Genomic DNA, 22,262 nt, shown 5'->3' with positions numbered 1-22,262 from the left:
AGCAAGCCCGCTCCCACATTTGATTTGTGTACACCTCAAACCACTGTGGGAGCGGGCTTGCTCGCGAAGGCTGACGACCAGACGCTAGATATTCTGGCTTGTTACCCTGACGAGAAGGCACCCCGAACATGAGCCTGCACCTGATCATCGGCGACAAACTGTATTCCTCCTGGTCCCTGCGCGGCGCTCTGGCTCTCGATCTGACCGGCGCTGCCTACACCGAAGAGCTGATCAAACTGAACCAGCCGGACACCCGCGAGCGTCTGCTCAAGCATTCGCCCACCGGCAAGGTCCCGCTGCTGAAAACCGAACACGGCACCATCGCCGACTCCCTGGCGATTGCCGAATACCTGGCAGAACAGTTCCCGGCCGCCGGCCTCTGGCCGCAAGACATCGCCAGCCGCGCACAGGCGCGCTCGGCGTGTGCGCAGATGCACAGCGGATTCTTCGCCATGCGCGGCAACATGCCGTTTGACCTGAGCCATGACGCCCCGTTGTCGCCAGTCCCGGCTGACGTTCAGGCCGACATCGAACGCATGTCGGCGCTGTGGGCCGAATGCCGTGCTGCCGCGACCGAAACCGGGCCGTACCTGTTTGGCCGTGCAACCCTGGCTGACGTGTTTTTCGCACCGATTGCCGTGCGCTTGCGCACCTATCAGGTGAAGCTGTCTGCAATTGACGAAGCCTACGTTGAAACCCTCTACCAATGGCCGGCTTTCAAGGCCTGGCAGAAGGCCGGACTGGAGGAGTTGGAAAAGTGAAACGTGTCCATGTCGCCGCCGCCGTCATCCGCGATGGCAGTGGCCAAATCCTGATCGCCCGGCGTGCCGACTCACAGCACCAGGGTGGCCTGTGGGAGTTTCCAGGCGGCAAGGTCGAGGCCGACGAGTCGGTCCAGACTGCGCTGGCCCGCGAGCTTCATGAAGAGTTGGGTATCGTGGTGGGCGCGGCGCGTCCGCTGATCAAGATCCGGCATGACTACCCGGACAAGCAGGTGTTGCTGGATGTCTGGGAAGTCTCGTCGTTTACCGGCGAGCCCCACGGTGCCGAGGGGCAACCGCTGGCCTGGGTGGCGCCCCGCGACCTCTCGGGTTACGAGTTCCCGGCGGCCAATCAGCCGATCGTCGCGGCCGCGAAGTTGCCCGCTCAGTACCTGATCACGCCGGAAGATCTGGAAGCGCCGGCGTTGCTGCGTGGTATTCAGAAGGCCATTGCCGGCGGCATCAAGCTGATCCAGTTGCGCGCACCGAACGGCTACGACCCGAAATACCGCGACCTGGCCGTGGATGCGGCAGGGCTATGTGCTGGCAAGGCGCAGTTGATGATCAAGGGGCCGTTCGAATGGCTCGGCGACTTCCCGTCCGCGGGTTGGCACATTACTGCGGCGCAACTGCGCAAATACGCGGCGGCTGGCCGACCGCTACCGGCATCGCGCTGGCTGGCGGCGTCGTGCCATAACGCTGAAGAGTTGGCGCTGGCCGAACAGATGGGGGTGGATTTTGTGACCCTGTCGCCGGTTCAACCGACCCTGACTCACCCGGGCGCCGAGCCGTTGGGTTGGGAGCAAGCGTCGAGCTTGATCGAAGGGTTCAGCAAACCGGTGTTCCTGCTCGGCGGTGTTGGCCCGGCGGAGGTTGAGAAGGCTTGGGCTGCGGGCGCGCAAGGGGTGGCGGGGATTCGGGCGTTTTGGCCTGAGGCCTGATTTTGTAGCGCTCCTGCTGGCCTCTTCGCGAGCAAGCCCGCTCCCACAGGTTTTGTGTGCACCACAAATCCACTGTGGGAGCGGGCTTGCTCGCGAAGGCGGCCTGACAGCTGCCGACTATTTTTCAGGTTTCGCCGCCGGCTGCCAAAGAATCTCCGCCACTCCCTGACGCCTGGCAATCAGCCGCGCCACCACAAACAACAAATCCGACAACCGATTGATATACGCCAGTCCAACCCCGGCCAGCGGTTCAATCGCATTCAGTTGCTGGCATCGCCGCTCGGCACCGCGAGCGACGCTACGGCAGACATGAGCCTGGGCAATCAGCGCCGAACCGCCGGGCAAGATGAAGTTCTCCAGTGGCCCCAATTCTTCATTCCACACATCGATCGCCGCTTCCAGACGCTCGATTTCTGCTGCATTGAGCGCCTGATAGGCCGGCATTGCCAGCTCACCACCCAGATCAAACAACCGATGCTGGCAGGGAGCCAATACCGCGATCACTTCGTTCAGGCCTGGAAACTGCCCCGCTTGCGCCGCCAACCCGGCCAGCAACACGCCCACCTGACTGTTCAGCGTATCGACCTCGCCGATTGCTTCAATGCGCGGGTGATCTTTCGGTACGCGACGTCCGTCGCCCAGCCCGGTCTCGCCTTTGTCGCCGGTGCGGGTGTAAATCTTCGACAAACGAAAGCCCATGGTTACCTCGATAGCAGATTGAGTTCTTGCGAGACAGGTGGCGTGCTTGCCAGGGGCAGGCGCAAGGTGAAGCAAGTGCCTTGGCCCAGGGTCGATTGCACTTCCATCTGCCCCTTGTGGTTGTTGGTGATGATGAAATATGACACCGACAGCCCAAGGCCGGTGCCCTGGCCGATTTCCTTGGTCGTGAAGAACGGCTCGAAGGTCCGTTTGCGCACGCTTTCGCTCATGCCGATGCCGTTGTCCTCGACCTGAATTTCCGCCCATGGCGGATTGAGCCTGGTGCGCAGAGTGATCCGGCCCGGCTCGCTGTCGTCTTCGCGCTGGTGAATGGCTTGCGCGGCGTTTTTCAACAGGTTGAGCAGCACCTGCTCCAGTTCGTTGGCGGTGCCGGGTACCGGACCCAGCGCCGGATCGAACTGACGAATGATGGCCTGGCCCTTGAAGTCGAAGCCGATGGCCAGGTCAAAATCGTTGCTGGCGATCTCCACCGCCTGGTCGATCAGCGCGGGCAAATCGCACGGGGCCATCTGGCGGGTGCTGCGCCGGCTGAAACTGAGCATGTGGGTGACAATTTTCGCCGCCCGGGCACCGGCCTGCTGGATGCCGTCAAGCAACTGTGGCACCTCGCGGATTTGCAGATACTGGTTGACCGTCGCCAAATCGATTCCGGCGTGTTCAGCCAGTTCAAGGTTCTTCGGCAGATCGGGCGACAGGCGTCGACGAATGTTTTGCACGTTATGCAGGATCGCACCCAGGGGGTTGTTGATCTCGTGGGCCATGCCGGCGGCAAGGCCGCCGACCGAGAGCATTTTCTCCGACTGCACCATCATCTCTTCCAGGGACAGGCGCTGAGTGATGTCGTCGATCCGGATCACCACGCCACGCCCGGCACCGCCCATCAACGGATAGAAAGTCAGGGCATAGTGGCGGGGCTCTTCATCCTTGAGCCAGGTGACACGTTCGATTTTGGCCACCGTATGTTGTTCGACCGTTTGCTTGAGTTGCGGCAAAAACGGCTTGAGCGGTTCGAAGGCAAGGAAGATCGGCTGGTTCAGGGCTTCGTCGAGGCGTGTGCCGGAGAGGGCGCTGGCCTCCTGGTTCCATTGCGTCACGTAGAGCTGTTCGTCGAGGGCGATCAGTGCCGACGGCATGGAGTCGATGATGCTGTTGAGGTAGTTCTGAAAGCCGGTGAGCTTTTTCTCGATCTTGCTGCGCACCTGGACTTCGAGCTCCAGTTTGCGATTGGTGTGCCGGGTTTCTTCGGCGAGCCCCTGGGCCTGGTCGTAGGCAGCCTGGGAGTCGTCCCTGGCTCGCTTGAGTTGCTGCTCCCGGGCCTCGATCCGCGAAAGCATGGTGTTGAACGCCTCGGCGAGGCTGCCGATTTCATCATGGTTGCCGCGAGAGGCGCGCAAGGCGTAGTTCTCTTCGCGGGTCACCTGCCGGGACAGTTCTTCGAGCTGATGGATTGGCCGGGTAATCAGGCGCTTGATCTGACGGGCAATGACCAGCCAGAGCAGCACGCTGAAAATCAGAATCCCCAGGCTGGCCGTCAGGGTCCCGGTGTAGAACGCCATCGGCAATTCACTGCTGGCAACCAACAGCAAATGCCCCGGTGCGGTTCCGGGACGGGGCAGGGTGATGACCTGGTTGCTGCGAAACTCGGTAATCTGCCAGTCTTCGATATGCCGGAACCGTTTCGGCAGCTCCAGTTTGTCGCCGCTCTGCAGTTGCGCCAACTGTTCGCCCTTGCCGTCATACAGGACTGCCGCGCGCAGCGGTGAATAACTGTTGAGTTCGTTGAGCAGACGCTCGGCGCTTTGCGGCGATTCCAGGGCTTCGGACACCAGGCTCGGGTTCGACACCAGTCGGCCGATGGTCTGCAGGGCCTGTGGCGCCATGCTTTCCTGGGAGATGTAGTAGGCGGCGCTGATAAAGGTCAGGTTGGCGACCAGCAGGACAGTGATCAACAGGACCAGCAGGGCGGCCAGCAGTTTCTGGCCGACAGGCAGGTTTTCAAGACGCTGGCGCAAAGGCATCGGGTTCATCGCTGCAAAGGAACAAGTGGCCAGCGTAGCCGCTGCTCAGTCGCTGGGCAATCCAAGGCTTTGCAGGCGAGCAATCAACCTCGACTCAAGCTGATTGAGATGAGGCAGGTTCAGTTGATGGCGCCCGGCGATTTTGCAGGCGTAACCCAACAGGTAGCTGATTTCTGTGCGGCGCTGGCTCGTGACGTCCTGGTGCATCGAGGAATAATTGGCTGCGGTAGCGTGAATCACCCGTTCGACCTCCTGTTGCAGGTTTTCGGCAGCTGCCGGCTGGCCGCAACGCTCAAGCAACTCCACCAGTTCGCCACACAGGGTGGCGACTTCGCAGTGATGTTGCTGTAAGCCGCCGTTGCGGCAGTCATGCAGCACCGTCAGCGGATTGATCGCGCAGTTGAGGGCGAGCTTGCGCCACAGCCGGGTCAGAATCTCCGTGCTCCACTCGTGAGGGATACCGGCAGCGCTCAGGTCATCGAGCCAGATCGGCGCGACCGGATGACTCGCATCCCCCAGCCAGGTGAAGCCATGCCCGGCAAACACCACGCGCCAGTCGCCATCGCGAAAGGCACCTTCGGTGCTCGACGCATAAATGCAGCGCGCCTGCGGAACCTGTGCCGCCACCGCGTCCTGACTGCCCAGGCCATTTTGCAGCAGGATCAGTTCGGCGCCGGGGGCCAGGCGGGGCGCCAGTCGGGCCACTGCACTTTCGGTATCGTAGGCTTTGCAGGCCACCAACAGGCGGTTGATTGGTTGCGTGCTGTCGGCTGTCTCGGCGGGTACGGCATAGTGTTGCGCCTCGCCGTGTTCTACCAGTGTCAATCCACCGGCCGCCTCATAGGCTTGCAGCCTCGCGGTGTCCCGCAGGATCAGCCTGACCGGCACGCCGGCCCGTGCCAGGCGTGTCGCCCATAAAGTACCGAGGCTGCCGGCGCCTAGAATATGCCATGTGGTGGACATCAGCTTTTTGCTCTGTTTAAGGCGTGCATCGGCAGCTCGCAGTGAATGATGGGAAAGACCCGTTATAATCAGCGCGGATTTTAACCGCAAGCCAGGCGTGCTCCATCGGTGCGCCTTTATATTTGGAGAGATTACATGCCGTCGTTCGACGTGGTATCCGAACTGGACAAACACGAAGTCACCAACGCGGTCGAGAACGCCGTCAAGGAACTCGATCGTCGTTATGACCTGAAAGGCAAAGGCAGCTTCGAGTTCAAGGAAAAAGACCTGACCGTCAACCTGACCGCGGAAGCGGATTTCCAGCTCGAAGCGATGATTGAGATCCTCAAGCTGGCGCTGGTCAAGCGCAAAATCGACGTGCAGTGCCTTGAGGTCAAGGATGCTTTTGCATCGGGCAAGCTGATGAAACAGGACGCCGTCCTCAAGGAAGGCATCGACAAGGAGCTGGCGAAGAAGATCGTTGCTCATGTCAAAGACGCCAAGCTCAAGGTTCAGGCCGCCATCCAGGGTGAGCAAGTGCGCATCACCGGCAAGAAGCGTGATGACCTGCAAGAAGCCATTGCCGTGCTGCGGGCCAAGGAATTCGGTATGCCGCTGCAGTTCAACAACTTCCGCGACTGACCTCGAAAGCGGGAACCTCTTGGCATTTGCGACGTCGGAGGCCCAAGCATCGGCAGAAACGATTGAGCCCGTCGCGGTTCGATCTTTCTGCCGCTTTTTTACGCGTGCCGGATAGCCGGAAAACAGGAGCAAGCAGATGGACTTAAATGCTGAGGTAGACAACCTGGTCAAGGTTTCCCAAACCTGGATCCCGATGATCATGGAATACGGCAGTCGTGTACTGTTGGCGGTCATCACCCTGGCCATCGGCTGGTGGCTGATCAACAAAGTCACGAAAAAGCTTGGCGGCCTGATTGCATTGCGTAACGCCGACCTGGCGCTGCAAGGCTTTATCAGCAGCCTGGCGAACATCATCCTCAAGATCCTGCTGATCGTCAGCGTGGCTTCGATGATCGGTGTGGAAACCACTTCGTTCGTGGCGGCGATTGGTGCGGCGGGTCTGGCCATTGGCCTGGCCTTGCAGGGTAGCCTGGCGAACTTCGCCGGCGGTGTGCTGATTTTGCTGTTCCGTCCATTTCGTATCGGCGACTGGATAGAGGCTCAGGGTGTCGCCGGCACCGTCGACAGCATCCAGATTTTCCATACCGTACTGCGTACCGGTGACAACAAGACCATCATCTTGCCCAATGGTAATCTGTCGAACGGCATTATCACCAACACCAATCGTCAGCCGACCCGCAAGGTCGTGTTTGATGTAGGCGTTGATTACGAAGCGGACTTGCAGAAAGCCCGTGAAGTGTTGCTGGAACTGGCCAAGGATCCGCGTGTATTGATTGACCCGGCACCTCAGGCAGTCATTTCGACATTGGGTGACAGTTCTATCACTGTTTCTCTGCGTGTCTGGGTGAATACGGCGGATTATTGGGATGTGATGTTCATGTTCAACGAGCTGTCCCGTGATCGTCTGAGGGAGGCCGGCATTGATATTCCATTTCCACAGCGGGTTATTCGCGTGGTTCAGGAGTCTGCTGCGCAGTGATTGGTTTTCTGGTCAATGCCTGACCATTAGGTCAGGCATGTTCTGCATGGATCTGATCGTTTAAACACACTGTTGTCACACCAACGAAAAAGGCCCATCCGAAGATGGGCCTTTTTTTGATTACCGCGAACTAACTTTCTGCAATTACAGAATGTTGAGCGGGTAGTCGGTGATCAGGCGGAACTCAGAGATATCGCCTTCGCCTTCGTCAGCATTGGCGGTGTGCCATGCTTGACGGATGCGGAACGACAGATCTTTGGCTGGGCCGGATTGAACGACGTACTTGGCTTCCACGTTGGTTTCGTGGTGCTTGCCGTCTGCACCGTACAGACCGGTGTAGGTGCTGTTCGATGGAGTGTTGGTACCGTCGATGTTCCAACCATTCACGTAACGGACCATGAAGCTCAGGCCAGGTACGCCGTACTCGGCCATTTTCAGGTCGTAGCGGGCTTGTACCGACTTCTCGCCAGGGGCGTTGAAGTCAGAGTACTGGATGGAGTTGGCGAGGAAAATCGAGTCGCCACCACGGTTGTTGTCACCCACACCGATGTAGTCGAACGGGGTATCGCCGTTGACCTTCTGGAAGGCCAGGGTCAGGGTGTGTGCTTTCAGGAACGAGTAAGCAGCTGCCAGGGAGTAGGCGGTGTTGCTGATGTCGCCTGCTTTAGCGTTACCGGTGTCCTTGGTGTTGTAGATGTTACCGTCGAAGTTGATCGAGTTATCGCCGCCCAGAGCGAGGGTGTAGTTCGCGTTGGCGTAGTACTGGTTCCAGACGTCTTCGAGCTTGGCACCGTAGAGCGATACGCTCAGGTCAGGGTTAATGCCGTACTTGCCACCGAAGTAGTCGATGGAGTTGGCTGTCACGCCAGCGTAAGTAGCGAACAGTTCGCCGTCACGAGCGTTGCGGTCCTGGCTGGTTGCCGAGTAGAAGTGACCGGCTTCGAGGTCGAGGTCAGTAACTTCGCTGCTCTGCAGTTGGATACCGCTGGCAGTTTGGTGAAGGATACGGGAACCGCCTACAGCGAACACCGGAGAGGTGCTTGGCTGCATGTCGCCGATTTTCAGCTCGGTCTTGGAGATGCGGAATTTGGCGGCAGCGCCGGCTTTGCCCTGGCTGTTGTTGACTTCGCCATCAGAGTCCACGGACATGTTGCCGGAACCGGCATACTTGTCGGAACCGTCCAGCTTAATGGCCAGTTGGCCCCAAGCTTCAACGCCAACACCGATCAGACCTTGGGTGTAGCCCGAGCTGTACATGCCCTGGATGCCCTGGGTCCAGTCTTTGTCATCGACTTGGCCGTTTTTCTTGTTACGGTTGTAGTAGTAGTTGCGAACCAGCAAGTCGAGTTTGCTGTCTTCAACGAAACCTTTGGCTTCAGCCTGGTCACTTACGAAAGGGGCGGCCGTAGCCAATTGAGTACTGGCTGCTGCTGCAACTGCCAGTGCGATCATGCTCCACTTCATCACGCGCATCGTGATTTGCTCCTTTGGTTTTAGAAGAGTACTGCCGTCCCACCTGTTTTATTATCTGGGCGGCTCTTTCTTTTTGTGTCGGCGCAAACTTATATCACGCCGACAATGTTGGCGATACTTGCGTATCTAACCTTTCGCCTTCTTTACGACCCTGTCGCAAACAGCGTGCTAGATGTCGCAAATTTCCAGCTCCGACGCAACCGGGCTGACAACTTTAATGCTGTTTTCTGAACCTTGACGTCGGTAAAAAGAGTCCTGGTGAAACGTTTGAATCTCCATCGGGCTACCTTGCCACTGTTTTTTTTGCCTCAGGACCTCCGCTTCCAGCGGGTGTCACTCAGGCGATATTGGGTATGAATGCAACAAGCGTGCACAAATACGGGTTTTGTTGCGGTTTTTTTCTCATTGACCGTCTGACGCTGTAAAAACCTCATAAATCCGGGGGTTCAAGCACCTTTAGTTTGGGCTTGACGCCTTGCCTGACATCATGTTGTACCGTTCTGGTCGACTGCATGACAAGCAAAAATGTTACCGGTTCACCCCGCCAGTGAGTAAATGGCGGATGTCGAAGCGTTCAGCGTAGACCCACTGTGCGGTTTTGGTGCAAAAAATTTTTAGCCTGATACTGAATTCATCCAGGTCGACCGCTTGTTCGAAGCGAACTCCTTGTTGTTAATCAGTCACTTCGGCGTTTTTTGCTGGCCTGTCGGTTCTGTAATGGTGCGCCACGACGAAAAATGTCTCATCCGGGGGCGGGTTGTCAGCCTTTCGCTGGCGCTCATGGGCTCTGTGTAAGGTTCGTCGTGAAGCGTGCGCCGTTCGCAGGTATGCTGCCGTCCGGTCGCTTGGTGCGCCGTCCCGTCAGGATGGGCGCTAAGCTGAAAAATGATGACCCGGCGGGAGTGCACGCAGTGTTCGCTTTAGATCCACGACTTCAACAAGACACGTTACCGATCGGGGACTTTCCGCTCTGCCGGTTGCTGTTGTCCAACGACTCGAACTATCCCTGGTTCATCCTGGTACCTCGTCGTGAGGCTATCAGTGAGATATTTCAGTTGGATGTCGCAGACCAGCAGCAGCTTTGGCTGGAGACGACGGCGCTTTCGCAAGTGCTCAAGGACTCGTTCGATGCGGACAAATTGAATGTTGCGGCGCTGGGCAACGTGGTCAGCCAGTTGCACATGCACGTGATTGTACGCAAACGCGAAGATGCCGCCTGGCCAGCGCCGGTTTGGGGGAGGCATCCGGCAAAACCCTATGGTTCGGAGCAGATCGCCGCCATTCGCGAACGTTTGCGCCTGATTTTGACCGATGATTTTACGTTTCTGGAGGGCTGAGCCATGAGCCTGGAAGAGCGCGTTACCGATCTGGAAAGCCGCCTGGCGTTTCAGGATGACACCATCCAGGCATTGAATGATGTGCTGGTGGCGCAGCAGAGGGTGGTCGAGCGTCTGCAGCTGCAAATGGCTGCACTGCTCAAGCGGCAGGAGGAAATGGTCGGCCAGTTCGAGTCATTCGAAGAGGAAGCGCCACCGCCGCACTATTAAGCAAGGCGCAAGCATAAAAAAACCGCGAACAGCTCGGGCTGTGCGCGGTTTTTTTTAGCCTTGAATCAGCGGCGCGGCAGTGCGGCGATCACATCTTCGGCTTGCAGACCCTTGTCACGATTCATGACGGAGAACTCCACGCGCTGGCCTTCGACCAGGACACGGTGTCCTTCGCCGCGAATGGCCCGGAAATGCACGAAAATATCGTCACCGGAGTCGCGGGAAATAAAGCCGAAGCCTTTGGAGGTGTTGAACCATTTGACGGTGCCGGTATCGCGGTTGCTCATGTCGTAGCTTGGCGAGGCAGCGACCGGTGACGACTTGTAGAAGCTGATGGCCAGGTGCAGAAAAACAGCAACCACGGCGGCGATCAGACTGAACAGAACGGCGGGTTGACCGGCGATGACAGGCATCGGTGCGATCAGCGTCAGGGTTTGCAGGACCACAGCCAGAACCAGCAGGGCGCTGACCAGGTTTTGCAGTTGATGGCGCGGGCCTTTGTTCCAGTAAGGGATGACAGGTGCAAGTGTGAGGTTGAGCAGGCCGAAAAAGGCCAGGTACAGAGCATCGGGTTGTTGCAGGTAAGGTAACGCCTCGGACTGCAGGCTAGGGATGAAGGACAGCAGCAAGGCCGCTGCGCCTATCAGTAGATGGACGATTTTCAACATTTTGATTAACTCACGTTAAGGCAGCTCACAAGGAAGAGCTGATGGCGCACGGTTCGCTTCAAGACAATAAAGAGGCGTTGGACACGTACCCGGTATCAGCCTATGCGCCGTACCCGGAAAAATAGGCACTGGCGACACGCCGTCTATTTAACAGCAAAGCCGCAGGCTACTCAAATCAGGGCGTCCGGCGGCTCTTTTTGGAGGGATTTACCGCAGGTTGCCCGAAGTTTCGGGGCTGCGGTGGGGCAACAGGATTGTTAGAGTGGTCGGACACCTGTTGGATGAAATTCATCATCTTTTTCCTACGCCATTCAATACTGTGCTTCTGAAGGAGGAGTCACTTCGCTGCGTGGGAAATTGTCCGGAGTAGGACGTTATCCCGAATCTGCCAGCAGTTGTTGGCTTATCCTACGTCCAAGGTCATAAAGTCGTCTGGATATACCTCTGCACCTGCGTTTTTATAAGTCGACAGGCAGTTGCTCTTAAAGAAACCAGGATGGCAAAGGAGTGTCAGCGTTATGGTTTATGGCAGGCAGGAAGAGGGGCGATGCGCTTCGCACAAGGATGTAAGGGTTGATCCATTCGTTCGTGAGTTCGATATGGGGTTGGTCCAGCCGTTGTCTCGCTCCGTACGATTGAATGGCTTCGCCACCTGTTTGCGGCTTGAGCAGGTTTATTGGGATATTTTGGGGGAAATGGCCCGGGTCAATTGTTGCTCGGTCAGTAGCCTGTTATCTCATGTGGACCGCGAAGTTCACTTGCGTCACGGCGGGGTAAGGAATTTCAGCGGATTGGTGCGGGTTGTCTGTGTCGTACACAGTCTCAAGGAAGGGGGGGGCATCGTCACGGTCTAGTCTAATCGGCGAAAGCAGCAGAGTGTCGGGCTGTGCAGTCTTACGGCTGCACAGGCCGCGTTTAATGGATATAATCCCGCTCTTTGCCGCAAAACCCTGCGTTTGCGGTAGCAATCTGATCGCCGAGACAACCTCCATGCCGATGTACGATTATCAATGTGCTTCCTGTGGTCATCAGTTGGAAGCCATTCAAAAGATCAGCGATGCACCGCTGGTCGACTGCCCTGCCTGTCAGGCGCCAGAGCTTAAAAAACTGCTGTCCATGCCGGGCTTCCGCCTCAGCGGCACGGGTTGGTACGAAACCGATTTCAAGACCGGTTCCAAGAAGAACCTGGCCGGCGGCGACAAAGCTGACTAAGGTCTGGAACCTGGTTTGAACCACACGCGCGAGCTCTTGCATCACCCGGCGACTTTTTTAAAGACGGGGCTGCTGTAGGATCTCCAACCGAATTTCGAATTACGAGAAGTGAAAACACGACCATGATGCGCAGCCATTATTGCGGCCAACTGAACGAAAGCCTGGACGGCCAGGAAATTACCCTTTGCGGATGGGTCCACCGTCGCCGTGACCACGGTGGGGTGATTTTCCTCGATATCCGTGATCGTGATGGTCTGGCTCAGGTCGTGTTCGATCCGGACCGCGCTGAAACCTTCGCCGCCGCCGATCGCGTGCGCAGCGAGTATGTCGTGAAGATCACCGGCAAGGTGCGCCTGCGTCCGGCCGGTGCGACCAACGCCAACATGGCGTCGGGCATGATCGAAGTCCTCGGCTATGAGCTGGAAGTACTGAACGAATCGGAAACCCCGCCGTTCCCGCTGAACGAGTTCTCCGACGTCGGCGAAGAAACCCGCCTGCGCTATCGCTTCCTCGACCTGCGCCGTCCGGAAATGGCCGAGAAGCTGCGTCTGCGTTCGCGCATGACCACCAGCATCCGTCGCTACCTGGACGAGAACGGCTTCCTCGACGTGGAAACGCCGATCCTGACCCGTGCCACCCCTGAAGGTGCTCGCGACTACCTGGTGCCGAGCCGTACTCATGCCGGTTCGTTCTTCGCCTTGCCGCAATCGCCGCAGCTGTTCAAGCAACTGCTGATGGTGGCCGGCTTCGACCGTTACTACCAGATCGCCAAGTGCTTCCGTGACGAAGACCTGCGTGCCGACCGTCAGCCGGAATTCACCCAGATCGACATCGAGACCAGCTTCCTCGATGAAAAAGACATCATGGGCCTCACTGAAGGCATGATCCGCAACCTGTTCAAGGAAGTGCTGGATCTGGAATTCGGTGATTTCCCGCACATGACCTTTGAAGAGGCCATGCGCCGTTACGGTTCCGACAAGCCGGACCTGCGTAACCCGCTGGAACTGGTTGACGTTGCCGATCAACTCAAGGAAGTCGATTTCAAGGTGTTCAGCGGCCCGGCCAACGACCCTAAATGCCGCATCGCCGCCCTGCGCGTGCCTGGCGGCGCGAGCATGCCGCGCAAGCAGATCGATGACTACACCAAGTTTGTCGGTATCTACGGTGCCAAGGGCCTGGCGTACATCAAGGTCAACGAGCGCGCCAAAGGCGTCGAAGGCCTGCAGTCGCCAATCGTTAAGAACATCCCTGAAGACAACCTCAACGTGATCCTCGATCGCGTGGGTGCGGTCGACGGCGATATCGTGTTCTTCGGTGCCGACAAGGCCAAGATCGTCAGCGAGGCCCTGGGCGCGCTGCGGATCAAGCTCGGCCACGACCTGGACCTGCTGACCTGCAAGTGGGCGCCGATGTGGGTCGTCGACTTCCCGATGTTCGAAGAGAACGACGACGGCAGCTTCAGCGCCTTGCACCACCCGTTCACCGCGCCGAAGTGCACCCCGCAAGAGCTGGAAGCCAACCCGGCTGGCGCTCTGTCCCGTGCCTACGACATGGTGTTGAACGGTACCGAGCTGGGTGGCGGTTCGATCCGTATCCACCGCAAAGAGATGCAACAGTCGGTTTTCCGTCTGCTGGGTATCAATGAAGCCGAACAGGAAGAGAAATTCGGCTTCCTGCTCGACGCCCTGAAGTACGGCGCGCCGCCGCACGGTGGCCTGGCCTTCGGTCTGGACCGTCTGGTGATGCTGATGACCGGCGCCCAGTCGATCCGTGAAGTGATCGCCTTCCCGAAAACCCAGAGCGCGGCGGACGTCATGACTCAGGCACCGGGCCAGGTGGATGCCAAGGCATTGCGCGAGCTGCACATTCGTCTGCGCGAAACGCCCAAGGCTGAGTAAGGTCGACCTGAAGGCGCATCTTCGGATGCGCCTTTTTTCTATCTGTAAAGATTGAAAACGGGTCGGGATTTTTATTTGCCGGCTGGCGCATCATGGCGTGGCGGGCAATGTTTCAAAGAGAATTCGGAGCGAGTTATGGCAGGTCATTCCAAGTGGGCGAACATCAAGCACCGCAAAGAACGTCAGGATGCCAAGAGAGGCAAGATCTTCACCAAATGGATTCGCGAGCTGACCGTCGCTGCCCGTCAGGGTGGCGGTGATCCGGGCTCCAACCCGCGTCTGCGCCTGGCGCTGGACAAGGCCCTTGGTGCGAACATGAGTCGTGACATCATCGATCGTGCCGTTGCCCGCGGCACCGGGGCTGCCGATACCGATGATGTGGTCGAATTGACCTACGAGGGCTACGGTCCTGGCGGCGTGGCGGTGATGGTCGAGTGCATGACCGACAACCGCAACCGCACGGCGGCTGCGGTTCGCCATGCCTTCAGCAAGTGCGGCGGCAATCTCGGTACCGATGGCTCGGTAGCGTACCTGTTCGAGCGCAAGGGGCAGATTTCCTTCGCTCAAGGTATGGATGAAGACGCGTTGATGGAAGCGGCCATGGAGGCCGATGCCGATGACGTGGTGACCAACGAAGATGGTTCCATCGACGTGTTCACCTCGTTTGCCGGTTTCTATTCCGTGCGTAACGCACTGGAAGCGGCGGGCTTCAAAGGTGACGACGCGGAAATCGTCATGTTGCCAACCACCAGCGCCGAGCTCGATCTGGAAGGCGCCGAGAAAGTCCTCAAGCTGATCGACATGCTCGAAGACCTGGATGACGTGCAAAACGTCTATTCCAACGCGGAGATTCCGGAGTCGGTGGCCGCGCAGCTCGGTTAAAGGCGACTAAGATCCAGTGTGGGAGCGGGCTTGCTCGCGAATGCGGACTTGCAGGCAACGTCGTTGCTGAATATTAAACCGTCTTCGCGAGCAAGCCCGCTCCCACATTTGTTTCATTGAATACAGTGCACTTCCTTAATCCGCAGGCGTTATGACTTTAATTCTTGGTATCGACCCCGGCTCACGCATCACCGGTTATGGCGTGGTTCGTGATACCGGCCGTGGCTGCGAATACGTGGCCTCCGGTTGTATCCGCACCGGTGCCGGCGAGTTGCATGAGCGCCTGCAGATTGTCTATCGCGGTGTGCGGGAGATCATTCAGACCTACGGCCCGGTCACCATGGGCATTGAAAAGGTGTTCATGGCCCGTAACGCCGACTCCGCCCTGAAACTGGGGCAGGCCCGTGGCGCCGCTATCGTGGCGGGGGCGGAAGAGAGTCTGGAAATCGCCGAGTACACGGCGACGCAGGTCAAGCAGGCAGTAGTCGGCACTGGTGCGGCCAACAAGGAGCAGGTGCAGATGATGGTCATGCATATGTTAAAGCTGACCAGCAAACCGCAAATCGATGCTTCGGACGCCCTGGCCATTGCCATCTGCCATGCTCATACCCGTTCCAGCCTGCTGCCCCATGGTCTGGGAGCAGCACGCAGTCGTGGCGGGCGCCTGCGTCTCTGATAGCATCAGCACTCATTTTTATGGAGTGGGGGCGTTTCGCCTGGGTTGTCGGCGGTACTCCCACGCTCTATCAGTCGCTGGCCCAGAGCTGGCCAACGCTCAAGGATTTGTAACGTGATTGGACGTTTGCGCGGCACCCTGGCTGAGAAGCAGCCACCGCATCTGATTCTGGATGTAAATGGTCTGGGTTATGAGCTTGAAGTGCCCATGACGACTCTTTACCGCTTGCCGTCGGTCGGTGAGCCGCTGACCTTGCACACCCATTTGGTGGTGCGCGAAGACGCGCAGTTACTTTATGGTTTTGTCGGCAAGCGTGAGCGGGACTTTTTTCGTGAATTGATCCGCCTCAATGGCGTTGGGCCGAAGCTGGCGCTGGCCTTGATGTCGAGCCTGGAAGTCGACGAACTGGTGCGTTGCGTGCAGTCCCAGGATACTTCGGCGTTGACCAAGGTCCCGGGCGTCGGCAAGAAAACCGCTGAACGCTTGCTGGTGGAACTCAAGGATCGCTTCAAGGCCTGGGAAACCGTACCGGCCATGTTCGCCCTGGTGCCGAACCAGCCGGATGGACCCGCCCCGGTGAACACTGCCGAAAATGACGCTGTCAGCGCCTTGATTTCCCTGGGCTACAAGCCGCAGGAAGCCAGCAAGGCGGTTTCTGCAATCAAGGATAAAGGTTTGAGCAGCGAAGACATGATCCGCCGTGCCTTGAAGGGAATGATCTAAGTGATTGAAGCTGATCGTCTGATCGCTGCCACGCACAGCCCGCGTGAGCGCGAAGAAGTCCAGGACCGGGCGATTCGCCCGGTCAGCCTGGCTGAGTACATTGGCCAGCCGACCGTTCGCGAGCAGATGGAATTGTTCATTCAGGCTGCCCGCGGTCGTAACGAATCCCTGGATCACACGCTGATCTTCGGGCCGCCGGGCCTGGGCAAGACCACGCTTGCCAACATCATCGCCCAGGAAATGGGCGTGTCGATCAAAAGCACCTCGGGGCCGGTGCTGGAGCGCCCTGGTGACCTGGCGGCGCTGTTGACCAACCTTGAGCCCCACGATGTGCTGTTTATCGACGAAATCCATCGCCTGTCGCCCATCGTTGAGGAAGTGCTGTACCCGGCCATGGAAGATTTCCAGCTCGACATCATGATCGGTGAGGGGCCTGCCGCGCGTTCGATCAAGCTGGATCTGCCGCCGTTCACCCTGGTCGGCGCGACGACGCGGGCGGGGATGCTCACCAACCCGTTGCGTGACCGTTTCGGCATCGTCCAGCGCCTGGAGTTCTATAGCAACGCCGACCTGGCGACCATTGTCGGTCGTTCGGCGAACATCCTCGGTTTGCCGCTCGACCCGGAAGGTGCCTTCGAAATCGCCCGTCGCGCGCGTGGCACGCCACGGATCGCCAACCGACTGCTGCGTCGGGTGCGTGATTTCGCCGAAGTTCGCGCCAAGGGGCATATCACCAAGCCGATTGCCGACCTGGCGCTGAACCTGCTGGACGTCGACGAGCGTGGTTTCGATCACCAGGACCGGCGCCTGTTGCTGACCATGATCGAGAAGTTCGATGGCGGGCCAGTCGGGGTCGACAGCCTGGCCGCTGCCATCAGCGAGGAACGTCACACCATTGAAGACGTGCTGGAGCCTTATCTGATCCAGCAGGGCTACATCATGCGCACGCCACGGGGGCGGGTGGTGACGCGGCATGCCTACCTGCATTTCGGTTTAAACATCCCGTCACGATTGGGCGAAATGCCCGTGGTAGACGAGTTCCTCGATGCCAGTGATGATTAATTAACGTTGCGTGCTGATTTTTTCGGGCAATGTAGGGTCCCAGGACCGTACTTTCGCAAGAAAGCCGCAGAACAATGAAAAACAGTTGCCTGGCCGGATTGGCAACCTGAGGAGTAAGCACTAGAGTATGCGCGCGCAAAACGGGCTTGAGCCTTTCGCACATCGTTGTCGCGTTTATTACGAGGACACCGATGCGGGCGGCATCGTGTATTACGTCAATTACCTCAAGTTTATGGAACGGGCTCGAACCGAACGGCTACGAGATCTGGGCTTTGCCCAATCGCAGCTTGCCGGGGAGGACCTGTTGTTCGTCGTGCATTCCAGCGAAGCGCGCTACCACGCGCCGGCGCGACTGGATGACGAACTGCTGGTAAGCGCTGAAGTAATCGAATTGAACCGTGCCAGCCTGCGCTTTAAACAGCAGGTCAGGCGGGCGACGGATAATGTGCTGCTCTGCGAAGGGCAGTTTCTGGTGGCCTGTGTGCGCACTGAAAGTTTGAAACCCCGGGCCATTCCCGAAGCTCTACGAGCGGCCTTTGCCGACGTGAGCGGCGCGGGTACACACTCAAAGCAGGAGATAAAGCGTGGAAGCTAACGTCGTCGACCATTCCTCCATGTGGAGCCTGGTCAGCAATGCCAGTATCGTGGTGCAACTGGTAATGCTGACCCTGGTAGCCGCATCGGTGACCTCGTGGATCATGATCTTTCAGCGCAGCAACCTGCTGCGCGCCGGTCGACGTGCCCTGGAGAGCTTTGAAGAGCGCTTCTGGTCGGGAATCGACCTGTCCAAGCTCTACCGTCAGGCCGGCAGCAACCCGGACCCTGATTCGGGTGTCGAGCAAATCTTCCGTGCCGGTTTCAAGGAATTCTCCCGTCTGCGCCAGCAGTCAGGCGTTGACCCGGAAGCCGTCATGGAAGGTGTGGCCCGCGCCATGCGCGTTGCCATTTCCCGCGAAGAAGAGAAGCTCGAGCAGAGCCTGCCGTTCCTGGCCACTGTCGGCTCCGTCAGCCCGTACATCGGTCTGTTCGGTACCGTTTGGGGGATCATGAACTCCTTCCGTGGTCTGGCGACCGCCCAGCAAGCGACCCTGGCCACTGTGGCCCCGGGTATCGCCGAAGCACTGATCGCCACGGCCATCGGTCTGTTCGCTGCCATTCCAGCCGTTATCGCTTACAACCGTTTTGCTGCTCGCAGCGAAACCCTGCTGGGCCGCTACTACACCTTCGCCGACGAGTTCCAGGCGATCCTGCACCGCAAAGTGCACACCAGCGAAGAATAAGCAGGTAATTTCCAATGGCTTTAATCGCTCGAGCTCGCAAAAAGCGCAAGCCGGTCGCCGAGATGAACGTGGTGCCTTACATCGACGTGATGTTGGTGCTGCTGGTCATTTTCATGGTGACCGCGCCGATGCTCAATCAGGGCGTGAAAGTTGATCTGCCCAAGGTTTCCAGCGAAGCCTTGCCGCAGGACAACAACACCCAGGTCCTGACCATTTCCATCAAATCCGACAAGACCTATTACTGGAACCTCGGCAGCGAAGTCGACACAGACAAGCAGCAGGACCGGGCCATGACGTTGCCGCAGATGACCGACGCCGTGACCAAGATCATTCGCGTCGGCAATGAAAACGGCAAGCACACCCAGGTCTTCATTCGCGGCGACAAGTCCGTCGATTACGGTTCCGTCATGGGGGCCATGGGCGGATTGCAGAAAGCCGGGGTCGGTAATGTTGGCTTGATCACCGAGGCGCCCTGATGCAGCAACAGCGAGAGCCGTCCGCCTCGGAAAGCTACTTCTGGCCTAGTGTCTGGGCGATTGGCTTGCACGTGCTGGTGTTCGGCATGCTGTTCGTCAGTTTTGCCTTTACCCCGGAACTGCCGCCGGCCAAGCCGATTGTCCAGGCGACCTTGTACCAGCTGAAATCGAAAAGTCGGGCGACCACCCAGACCAATCAGAAGATTGCCGGTGAAGCGCAGAAATCTGCTGCGCGTCAGACCGAAGTCGAGCAGATGGAACAGAAAAAGGTCGAGCAGGAAGCGGTGAAGGCAGCGGAACAAAAGAAAGAAGAGGCGGCTCAAAAGGCCGAAGAAGCCAAGAAGGCCGACGAGGCCAAGAAAGCGGACGAGGCGAAAAAGGCTGATGAGGCCAAGAAAGCCGACGATTCGAAGAAAGCCGCGGAAGCCAAGAAGGCAGAAGAGAAACAATTGGCTGATATAGCCAAGAAGAAAGCTGAAGAAGAAGCCAAGAAGGCTGCTGAAGAAGAGGCCAAGAAAGCGGCCGCTGAAGAAGCCAAGAAAAAGATTGTCGAAGACGCGAAGAAGAAAGCCGCGGAAGACGCCAAGAAGAAAGCCGAGGCTGAAGAGGCGAAGAAGAAAGTCGCCGAAGAAGCGAAGAAGAAAGCTGCTGCCGATGCTGCGAAGAAGAAATCGCAGGATGCGGCACGTAAATCCGCCGAAGACAAGAAGGCCCAGGCCCTGGCAGATTTGCTTTCCGATACGCCGCAGCGTCAGCAGGCCTTGGCCGATGAACAGGGTGACGAAGTCGCCGGCAGTTTCGATGATCTGATTCGTGCGCGTGCAGCGGAAGGCTGGGCTCGTCCACCTTCGGCACGCAAAGGCATGACGGTCGTATTGCAAATCGGCATGTTGCCGGACGGTACGGTGACTTCGGTCAGCGTGTCCAAGTCCAGTGGCGACGGTCCGTTTGACGCATCGGCTGTTGCAGCGGTCAAGAATATTGGACGTTTGACAGAAATGCAGGGAATGAAGCCGAGTGATTTCGCTCCGTATCGTTCATTCAAGATGACATTCACACCTGAGGATCTAGCCTTGTGAGAAACCTTCTACGAGGAATGCTGGTCGCTATCTGCTGCATGGCAGGGATGGCGATGGCAGATGAGAAAAACATTCTGGTTACCAGCGGCAGCGATCGGGCCACCCCGATCGCCGTTGTGCCGTTCGGCTTCCAGGGCGGTAGCGTGCTGCCGGACGACATGGCGGAAATCATCGGTAACGATCTGCGCAACTCGGGTTACTACTCGCCGCTTCCAAAACAGAACATGATCAGCCAGCCAAGCCAGGCCAGCGAAATCATCTTCCGTGACTTCAAGGCGCTGGGTGCCCAGTACGTCATGGTCGGCAGCATTGTTCCGGCGGGCGGTCGCCTGCAGGTGCAATACGCACTGTTCAACGTGGCCACCGAGCAGCAAGTGCTGACCGGCAGCGTGTCGGGCGGCGTCGATCAGTTGCGCGACATGGCGCACTACATCTCTGACCAGTCGTTCGAAAAGCTCACGGGTATCAAGGGTGCCTTCTCGACTCGTCTGCTGTACGTAACGGCTGAGCGTTTCTCCGAGAACAACACTCGCTACACCCTGCAACGTTCGGACTACGACGGTGCTCGCGCCGTGACTCTGCTGCAATCGCGCGAGCCGATCCTGTCGCCGCGTTTCGCACCGGATGGCAAGCGCATCGCTTATGTCTCCTTCGAGCAGAAGCGTCCGCGTATTTTCATGCAGAACATCGACACCGGTCGCCGTGAGCAGATCACCAACTTCGAAGGCCTGAACGGTGCACCGGCCTGGTCGCCGGATGGCAATCGCCTGGCGTTCGTGCTGTCGAAAGACGGCAACCCGGACATCTACGTGATGAACCTGGGCTCGCGTCAGATCACCCGCGTCACCAGCGGTCCTGGCATCAACACCGAGCCGTTCTGGGGCAAGGATGGATCGACCATCTACTTCACTTCCGACCGTGGCGGCAAGCCGCAGATCTACAAGACCAGTGCCGGTGGTGGCGGTGCCGAACGTGTGACTTTCGTCGGTAACTACAACGCCAACCCTAAATTGTCGGCTGATGAAAAGACGCTTGTCATGATTCACCGTCAGGAAGGCTTCACCAATTTCAAGGTGGCGGCCCAGGATTTGCAACGTGGTAGTGTAAAAATCCTCACTGATAGCACTCTGGACGAGTCGCCTACTGTCGCGCCCAACGGCACCATGGTAATCTACGCCACCCGCCAGCAGGGCCGGGGAGTCTTGATGCTCGTGTCCATCAATGGACGCGTAAGGCTCCCGCTTCCTACCGCACAAGGCGAAGTCAGAGAACCTTCCTGGTCCCCTTACCTGAACTGACGCGGCGCTATACGTTGTACTTAACACACTGGGGTTCATTAGGAGTTTCACGATGGAAATGCTGAAGTTTGGTAAATTTGCTGCGCTGGCACTGGCCATGGCTGTAGCTGTAGGTTGCTCGTCCAAAGGCGGCGACAATGCCGGTGAAGGCGCGGTAGATCCAAACGCTGGTTACGGCGCAAACACTGGTGCAGTTGACGGCTCCCTGAGCGAAGAAGCTGCACTGCGCGCTATCACCACTTTCTACTTCGAATACGACAGTTCGGACCTGAAGCCAGAAGCCATGCGCGCTCTGGACGTTCACGCCAAAGACCTGAAAGCAAACGGCGCTCGCGTTGTTCTGGAAGGCAACACCGACGAACGTGGTACTCGTGAGTACAACATGGCACTGGGCGAGCGTCGTGCGAAAGCCGTTCAGCGCTACCTGGTACTGCAAGGTGTTTCCCCAGCTCAGCTGGAACTGGTTTCCTACGGCGAAGAGCGTCCAGTTGCTACCGGCAACGACGAGCAGTCCTGGGCTCAAAACCGTCGCGTCGAACTGCGTAAGTAATTCGTCATGCGAACGTGCCGTCGTGCTGTAACTGTTCTGGCTCTCAGCCTTGCGCCGCTTGCGGTGTGGGCTGCGGTTCCTGTGGTCGATGACAACTCCGGTTATAACAATAGCGGGAGCAGTTATCCGCCTGCAGGTTACGGTACGAACGGCGCCTATGCCGGGGGAGGGGTTTCGGCCCCTGTCTCGGCACAGGGCGAGCTGTTCAACCAACTGCAATCAATGCAGCAACAGATCGAGCGCCAGCAAGGTGCGATTGAAGTTCTGCAAAATGATGTAGCGCGCATGAAGCAGGAAAACCTGGAGCGATACCAGGATCTTGATCGGCGCATAGGAACCGGCGTTGCACCAGCCGCGACTCCTGAAAATTCTTCCACCGGTGGTGATTTGAACGCCCCCGGTGCAGCAGCAGGTGCGGCAGCAGGCGCAGCCGCC

The 22,262-nt window shown here is 58.3% G+C and carries 25 protein-coding genes; 20 read left to right on the top strand and 5 right to left on the bottom strand.

What is annotated here, in order from left to right; all coding sequences use genetic code 11:
• Window positions 1-128 precede the first annotated feature (128 nt).
• Window positions 129-761 carry a glutathione S-transferase family protein gene (locus tag PMI28_RS05205; RefSeq protein ID WP_007990759.1) on the top strand — a complete coding sequence of 211 codons (633 nt, stop codon included), beginning with the start codon at window positions 129-131 and terminating at the stop codon, window positions 759-761.
• Window positions 758-1,702, top strand: a complete 945-nt coding sequence (locus tag PMI28_RS05210; protein WP_007990757.1) for a Nudix family hydrolase — start codon at window positions 758-760, stop codon at window positions 1,700-1,702. Before PMI28_RS05205 ends, PMI28_RS05210 begins: the two co-directional genes overlap by 4 nt.
• A gap of 117 nt (window positions 1,703-1,819) precedes the next feature.
• Here the strand turns inward: PMI28_RS05210 and PMI28_RS05215 are convergent, their stop codons facing one another.
• Genes PMI28_RS05215 through PMI28_RS05225 form a run of 3 tightly spaced genes read right to left on the bottom strand, consistent with a single transcriptional unit; the run spans window position 1,820 to window position 5,403 of the window.
• A complete protein-coding gene (locus PMI28_RS05215) occupies window positions 1,820-2,401 on the bottom strand; it encodes a cob(I)yrinic acid a,c-diamide adenosyltransferase (RefSeq protein WP_007990756.1) in 582 nt (193 codons plus the stop codon).
• Window positions 2,402-2,403: 2 nt separating this feature from the next.
• A complete protein-coding gene (locus PMI28_RS05220; protein ID WP_033063561.1) occupies window positions 2,404-4,440 on the bottom strand; it encodes a sensor histidine kinase in 2,037 nt (678 codons plus the stop codon).
• A gap of 45 nt (window positions 4,441-4,485) precedes the next feature.
• Window positions 4,486-5,403: a putative 2-dehydropantoate 2-reductase gene (locus tag PMI28_RS05225; RefSeq protein WP_007990752.1), complete on the bottom strand. Its 918-nt coding sequence runs from the start codon at window positions 5,401-5,403 to the stop codon at window positions 4,486-4,488.
• 135 nt (window positions 5,404-5,538) lie between these two features.
• Between PMI28_RS05225 and PMI28_RS05230 the strand changes: the two genes are divergently transcribed.
• Window positions 5,539-6,024: a YajQ family cyclic di-GMP-binding protein gene (locus tag PMI28_RS05230; RefSeq protein ID WP_007990750.1), complete on the top strand. Its 486-nt coding sequence runs from the start codon at window positions 5,539-5,541 to the stop codon at window positions 6,022-6,024.
• 136 nt (window positions 6,025-6,160) lie between these two features.
• Window positions 6,161-7,003, top strand: a complete 843-nt coding sequence (locus PMI28_RS05235; RefSeq protein WP_007990748.1) for a mechanosensitive ion channel family protein — start codon at window positions 6,161-6,163, stop codon at window positions 7,001-7,003.
• Between the two features lie 144 nt (window positions 7,004-7,147).
• On the opposite strand, the gene PMI28_RS05240 is transcribed toward PMI28_RS05235, so the two are convergent.
• Window positions 7,148-8,476: an OprD family porin gene (locus PMI28_RS05240; RefSeq protein WP_007990746.1), complete on the bottom strand. Its 1,329-nt coding sequence runs from the start codon at window positions 8,474-8,476 to the stop codon at window positions 7,148-7,150.
• A 911-nt stretch (window positions 8,477-9,387) separates the two neighbouring features.
• Here PMI28_RS05240 and PMI28_RS0128880 point away from each other — a divergent pair.
• Window positions 9,388-9,813: an HIT domain-containing protein gene (locus PMI28_RS0128880; protein ID WP_033063564.1), complete on the top strand. Its 426-nt coding sequence runs from the start codon at window positions 9,388-9,390 to the stop codon at window positions 9,811-9,813.
• Window positions 9,814-9,816: 3 nt separating this feature from the next.
• Complete coding sequence (locus tag PMI28_RS05245; RefSeq protein ID WP_007977339.1) at window positions 9,817-10,023, top strand: SlyX family protein; 207 nt, start codon at window positions 9,817-9,819, stop codon at window positions 10,021-10,023.
• 65 nt (window positions 10,024-10,088) lie between these two features.
• Here PMI28_RS05245 and PMI28_RS31415 read toward each other — a convergent pair whose 3' ends face one another.
• A complete protein-coding gene (locus PMI28_RS31415; RefSeq protein WP_007990743.1) occupies window positions 10,089-10,691 on the bottom strand; it encodes a cold-shock protein in 603 nt (200 codons plus the stop codon).
• Between the two features lie 518 nt (window positions 10,692-11,209).
• Here PMI28_RS31415 and PMI28_RS29985 point away from each other — a divergent pair.
• The 14 genes from PMI28_RS29985 to PMI28_RS29980 all read left to right on the top strand — a co-directional run.
• The gene (locus PMI28_RS29985) at window positions 11,210-11,545 is read left to right on the top strand and encodes a ribbon-helix-helix domain-containing protein (protein WP_007990741.1); all 336 of its coding nucleotides are present in this window, start codon (window positions 11,210-11,212) and stop codon (window positions 11,543-11,545) included.
• 136 nt (window positions 11,546-11,681) lie between these two features.
• On the top strand, window positions 11,682-11,903 hold the full coding sequence (locus PMI28_RS0128870) for an FmdB family zinc ribbon protein (protein ID WP_032829812.1): 222 nt from the start codon (window positions 11,682-11,684) through the stop codon (window positions 11,901-11,903).
• Window positions 11,904-12,025: 122 nt separating this feature from the next.
• Window positions 12,026-13,801 carry an aspartate--tRNA ligase gene (gene aspS, locus PMI28_RS05255; protein WP_007990737.1) on the top strand — a complete coding sequence of 592 codons (1,776 nt, stop codon included), beginning with the start codon at window positions 12,026-12,028 and terminating at the stop codon, window positions 13,799-13,801.
• Between the two features lie 135 nt (window positions 13,802-13,936).
• A complete protein-coding gene (locus tag PMI28_RS05260) occupies window positions 13,937-14,683 on the top strand; it encodes a YebC/PmpR family DNA-binding transcriptional regulator (RefSeq protein WP_007990735.1) in 747 nt (248 codons plus the stop codon).
• A 151-nt stretch (window positions 14,684-14,834) separates the two neighbouring features.
• The gene (ruvC, locus tag PMI28_RS05265) at window positions 14,835-15,359 is read left to right on the top strand and encodes a crossover junction endodeoxyribonuclease RuvC (RefSeq protein WP_007990733.1); all 525 of its coding nucleotides are present in this window, start codon (window positions 14,835-14,837) and stop codon (window positions 15,357-15,359) included.
• 114 nt (window positions 15,360-15,473) lie between these two features.
• A complete protein-coding gene (gene ruvA / locus PMI28_RS05270; protein ID WP_007990731.1) occupies window positions 15,474-16,082 on the top strand; it encodes a Holliday junction branch migration protein RuvA in 609 nt (202 codons plus the stop codon).
• On the top strand, window positions 16,083-17,144 hold the full coding sequence (gene ruvB, locus PMI28_RS05275; RefSeq protein WP_007990728.1) for a Holliday junction branch migration DNA helicase RuvB: 1,062 nt from the start codon (window positions 16,083-16,085) through the stop codon (window positions 17,142-17,144). It begins immediately after the preceding gene.
• A gap of 127 nt (window positions 17,145-17,271) precedes the next feature.
• Window positions 17,272-17,739 carry a tol-pal system-associated acyl-CoA thioesterase gene (gene ybgC / locus PMI28_RS05280; RefSeq protein WP_007990726.1) on the top strand — a complete coding sequence of 156 codons (468 nt, stop codon included), beginning with the start codon at window positions 17,272-17,274 and terminating at the stop codon, window positions 17,737-17,739.
• Window positions 17,729-18,424 carry a protein TolQ gene (tolQ, locus tag PMI28_RS05285; protein ID WP_007977321.1) on the top strand — a complete coding sequence of 232 codons (696 nt, stop codon included), beginning with the start codon at window positions 17,729-17,731 and terminating at the stop codon, window positions 18,422-18,424. Before ybgC ends, tolQ begins: the two co-directional genes overlap by 11 nt.
• A gap of 23 nt (window positions 18,425-18,447) precedes the next feature.
• Window positions 18,448-18,900: a protein TolR gene (gene tolR / locus PMI28_RS05290; protein WP_162130292.1), complete on the top strand. Its 453-nt coding sequence runs from the start codon at window positions 18,448-18,450 to the stop codon at window positions 18,898-18,900.
• Window positions 18,900-19,979: a cell envelope integrity protein TolA gene (gene tolA, locus PMI28_RS05295; RefSeq protein WP_007990724.1), complete on the top strand. Its 1,080-nt coding sequence runs from the start codon at window positions 18,900-18,902 to the stop codon at window positions 19,977-19,979. The genes tolR and tolA overlap by 1 nt, the downstream gene beginning before the upstream one ends.
• A gap of 17 nt (window positions 19,980-19,996) precedes the next feature.
• Window positions 19,997-21,277, top strand: coding sequence for a Tol-Pal system beta propeller repeat protein TolB (gene tolB / locus PMI28_RS05300; protein WP_443200737.1), 1,281 nt, complete (start codon window positions 19,997-19,999; stop codon window positions 21,275-21,277).
• Between the two features lie 52 nt (window positions 21,278-21,329).
• Window positions 21,330-21,827 carry a peptidoglycan-associated lipoprotein Pal gene (pal, locus tag PMI28_RS05305; protein ID WP_003178634.1) on the top strand — a complete coding sequence of 166 codons (498 nt, stop codon included), beginning with the start codon at window positions 21,330-21,332 and terminating at the stop codon, window positions 21,825-21,827.
• A gap of 6 nt (window positions 21,828-21,833) precedes the next feature.
• Window positions 21,834-22,262, top strand: a 429-nt coding sequence (locus tag PMI28_RS29980) for a YbgF trimerization domain-containing protein (RefSeq protein WP_274517546.1), incomplete at its 3' end; no start/stop codon positions are given.

Source organism: Pseudomonas sp. GM48 (assembly GCF_000282335.1).
Lineage (GTDB): Bacteria > Pseudomonadota > Gammaproteobacteria > Pseudomonadales > Pseudomonadaceae > Aquipseudomonas.
The sequence above is the reverse complement of the archived record's forward strand: the minus strand, read 5'-3'. Positions and strand labels throughout refer to the sequence as shown.

Excerpts from the sequence above, each read along its gene's own strand:
- ybgC (WP_007990726.1), top strand. The coding sequence starts at position 17,272 with ATGCGCGCGCAAAACGGGCTTGAGCCTTTCGCACATCGTTGTCGCGTT.
- aspS (WP_007990737.1), top strand. The coding sequence starts at position 12,026 with ATGATGCGCAGCCATTATTGCGGCCAACTGAACGAAAGCCTGGACGGC.
- tolA (WP_007990724.1), top strand. The coding sequence starts at position 18,900 with ATGCAGCAACAGCGAGAGCCGTCCGCCTCGGAAAGCTACTTCTGGCCT.
- PMI28_RS05225 (WP_007990752.1), bottom strand. The coding sequence starts at position 5,403 with ATGTCCACCACATGGCATATTCTAGGCGCCGGCAGCCTCGGTACTTTA.
- PMI28_RS05260 (WP_007990735.1), top strand. The coding sequence starts at position 13,937 with ATGGCAGGTCATTCCAAGTGGGCGAACATCAAGCACCGCAAAGAACGT.
- tolB (WP_443200737.1), top strand. The coding sequence starts at position 19,997 with ATGCTGGTCGCTATCTGCTGCATGGCAGGGATGGCGATGGCAGATGAG.
- PMI28_RS05230 (WP_007990750.1), top strand. The coding sequence starts at position 5,539 with ATGCCGTCGTTCGACGTGGTATCCGAACTGGACAAACACGAAGTCACC.
- PMI28_RS05215 (WP_007990756.1), bottom strand. The coding sequence starts at position 2,401 with ATGGGCTTTCGTTTGTCGAAGATTTACACCCGCACCGGCGACAAAGGC.
- PMI28_RS05240 (WP_007990746.1), bottom strand. The coding sequence starts at position 8,476 with ATGCGCGTGATGAAGTGGAGCATGATCGCACTGGCAGTTGCAGCAGCA.
- PMI28_RS29985 (WP_007990741.1), top strand. The coding sequence starts at position 11,210 with ATGGTTTATGGCAGGCAGGAAGAGGGGCGATGCGCTTCGCACAAGGAT.
- PMI28_RS0128870 (WP_032829812.1), top strand. The coding sequence starts at position 11,682 with ATGCCGATGTACGATTATCAATGTGCTTCCTGTGGTCATCAGTTGGAA.
- ruvC (WP_007990733.1), top strand. The coding sequence starts at position 14,835 with ATGACTTTAATTCTTGGTATCGACCCCGGCTCACGCATCACCGGTTAT.
- PMI28_RS05205 (WP_007990759.1), top strand. The coding sequence starts at position 129 with ATGAGCCTGCACCTGATCATCGGCGACAAACTGTATTCCTCCTGGTCC.
- PMI28_RS05220 (WP_033063561.1), bottom strand. The coding sequence starts at position 4,440 with ATGCCTTTGCGCCAGCGTCTTGAAAACCTGCCTGTCGGCCAGAAACTG.
- PMI28_RS05235 (WP_007990748.1), top strand. The coding sequence starts at position 6,161 with ATGGACTTAAATGCTGAGGTAGACAACCTGGTCAAGGTTTCCCAAACC.
- PMI28_RS05245 (WP_007977339.1), top strand. The coding sequence starts at position 9,817 with ATGAGCCTGGAAGAGCGCGTTACCGATCTGGAAAGCCGCCTGGCGTTT.
- PMI28_RS31415 (WP_007990743.1), bottom strand. The coding sequence starts at position 10,691 with ATGTTGAAAATCGTCCATCTACTGATAGGCGCAGCGGCCTTGCTGCTG.
- pal (WP_003178634.1), top strand. The coding sequence starts at position 21,330 with ATGGAAATGCTGAAGTTTGGTAAATTTGCTGCGCTGGCACTGGCCATG.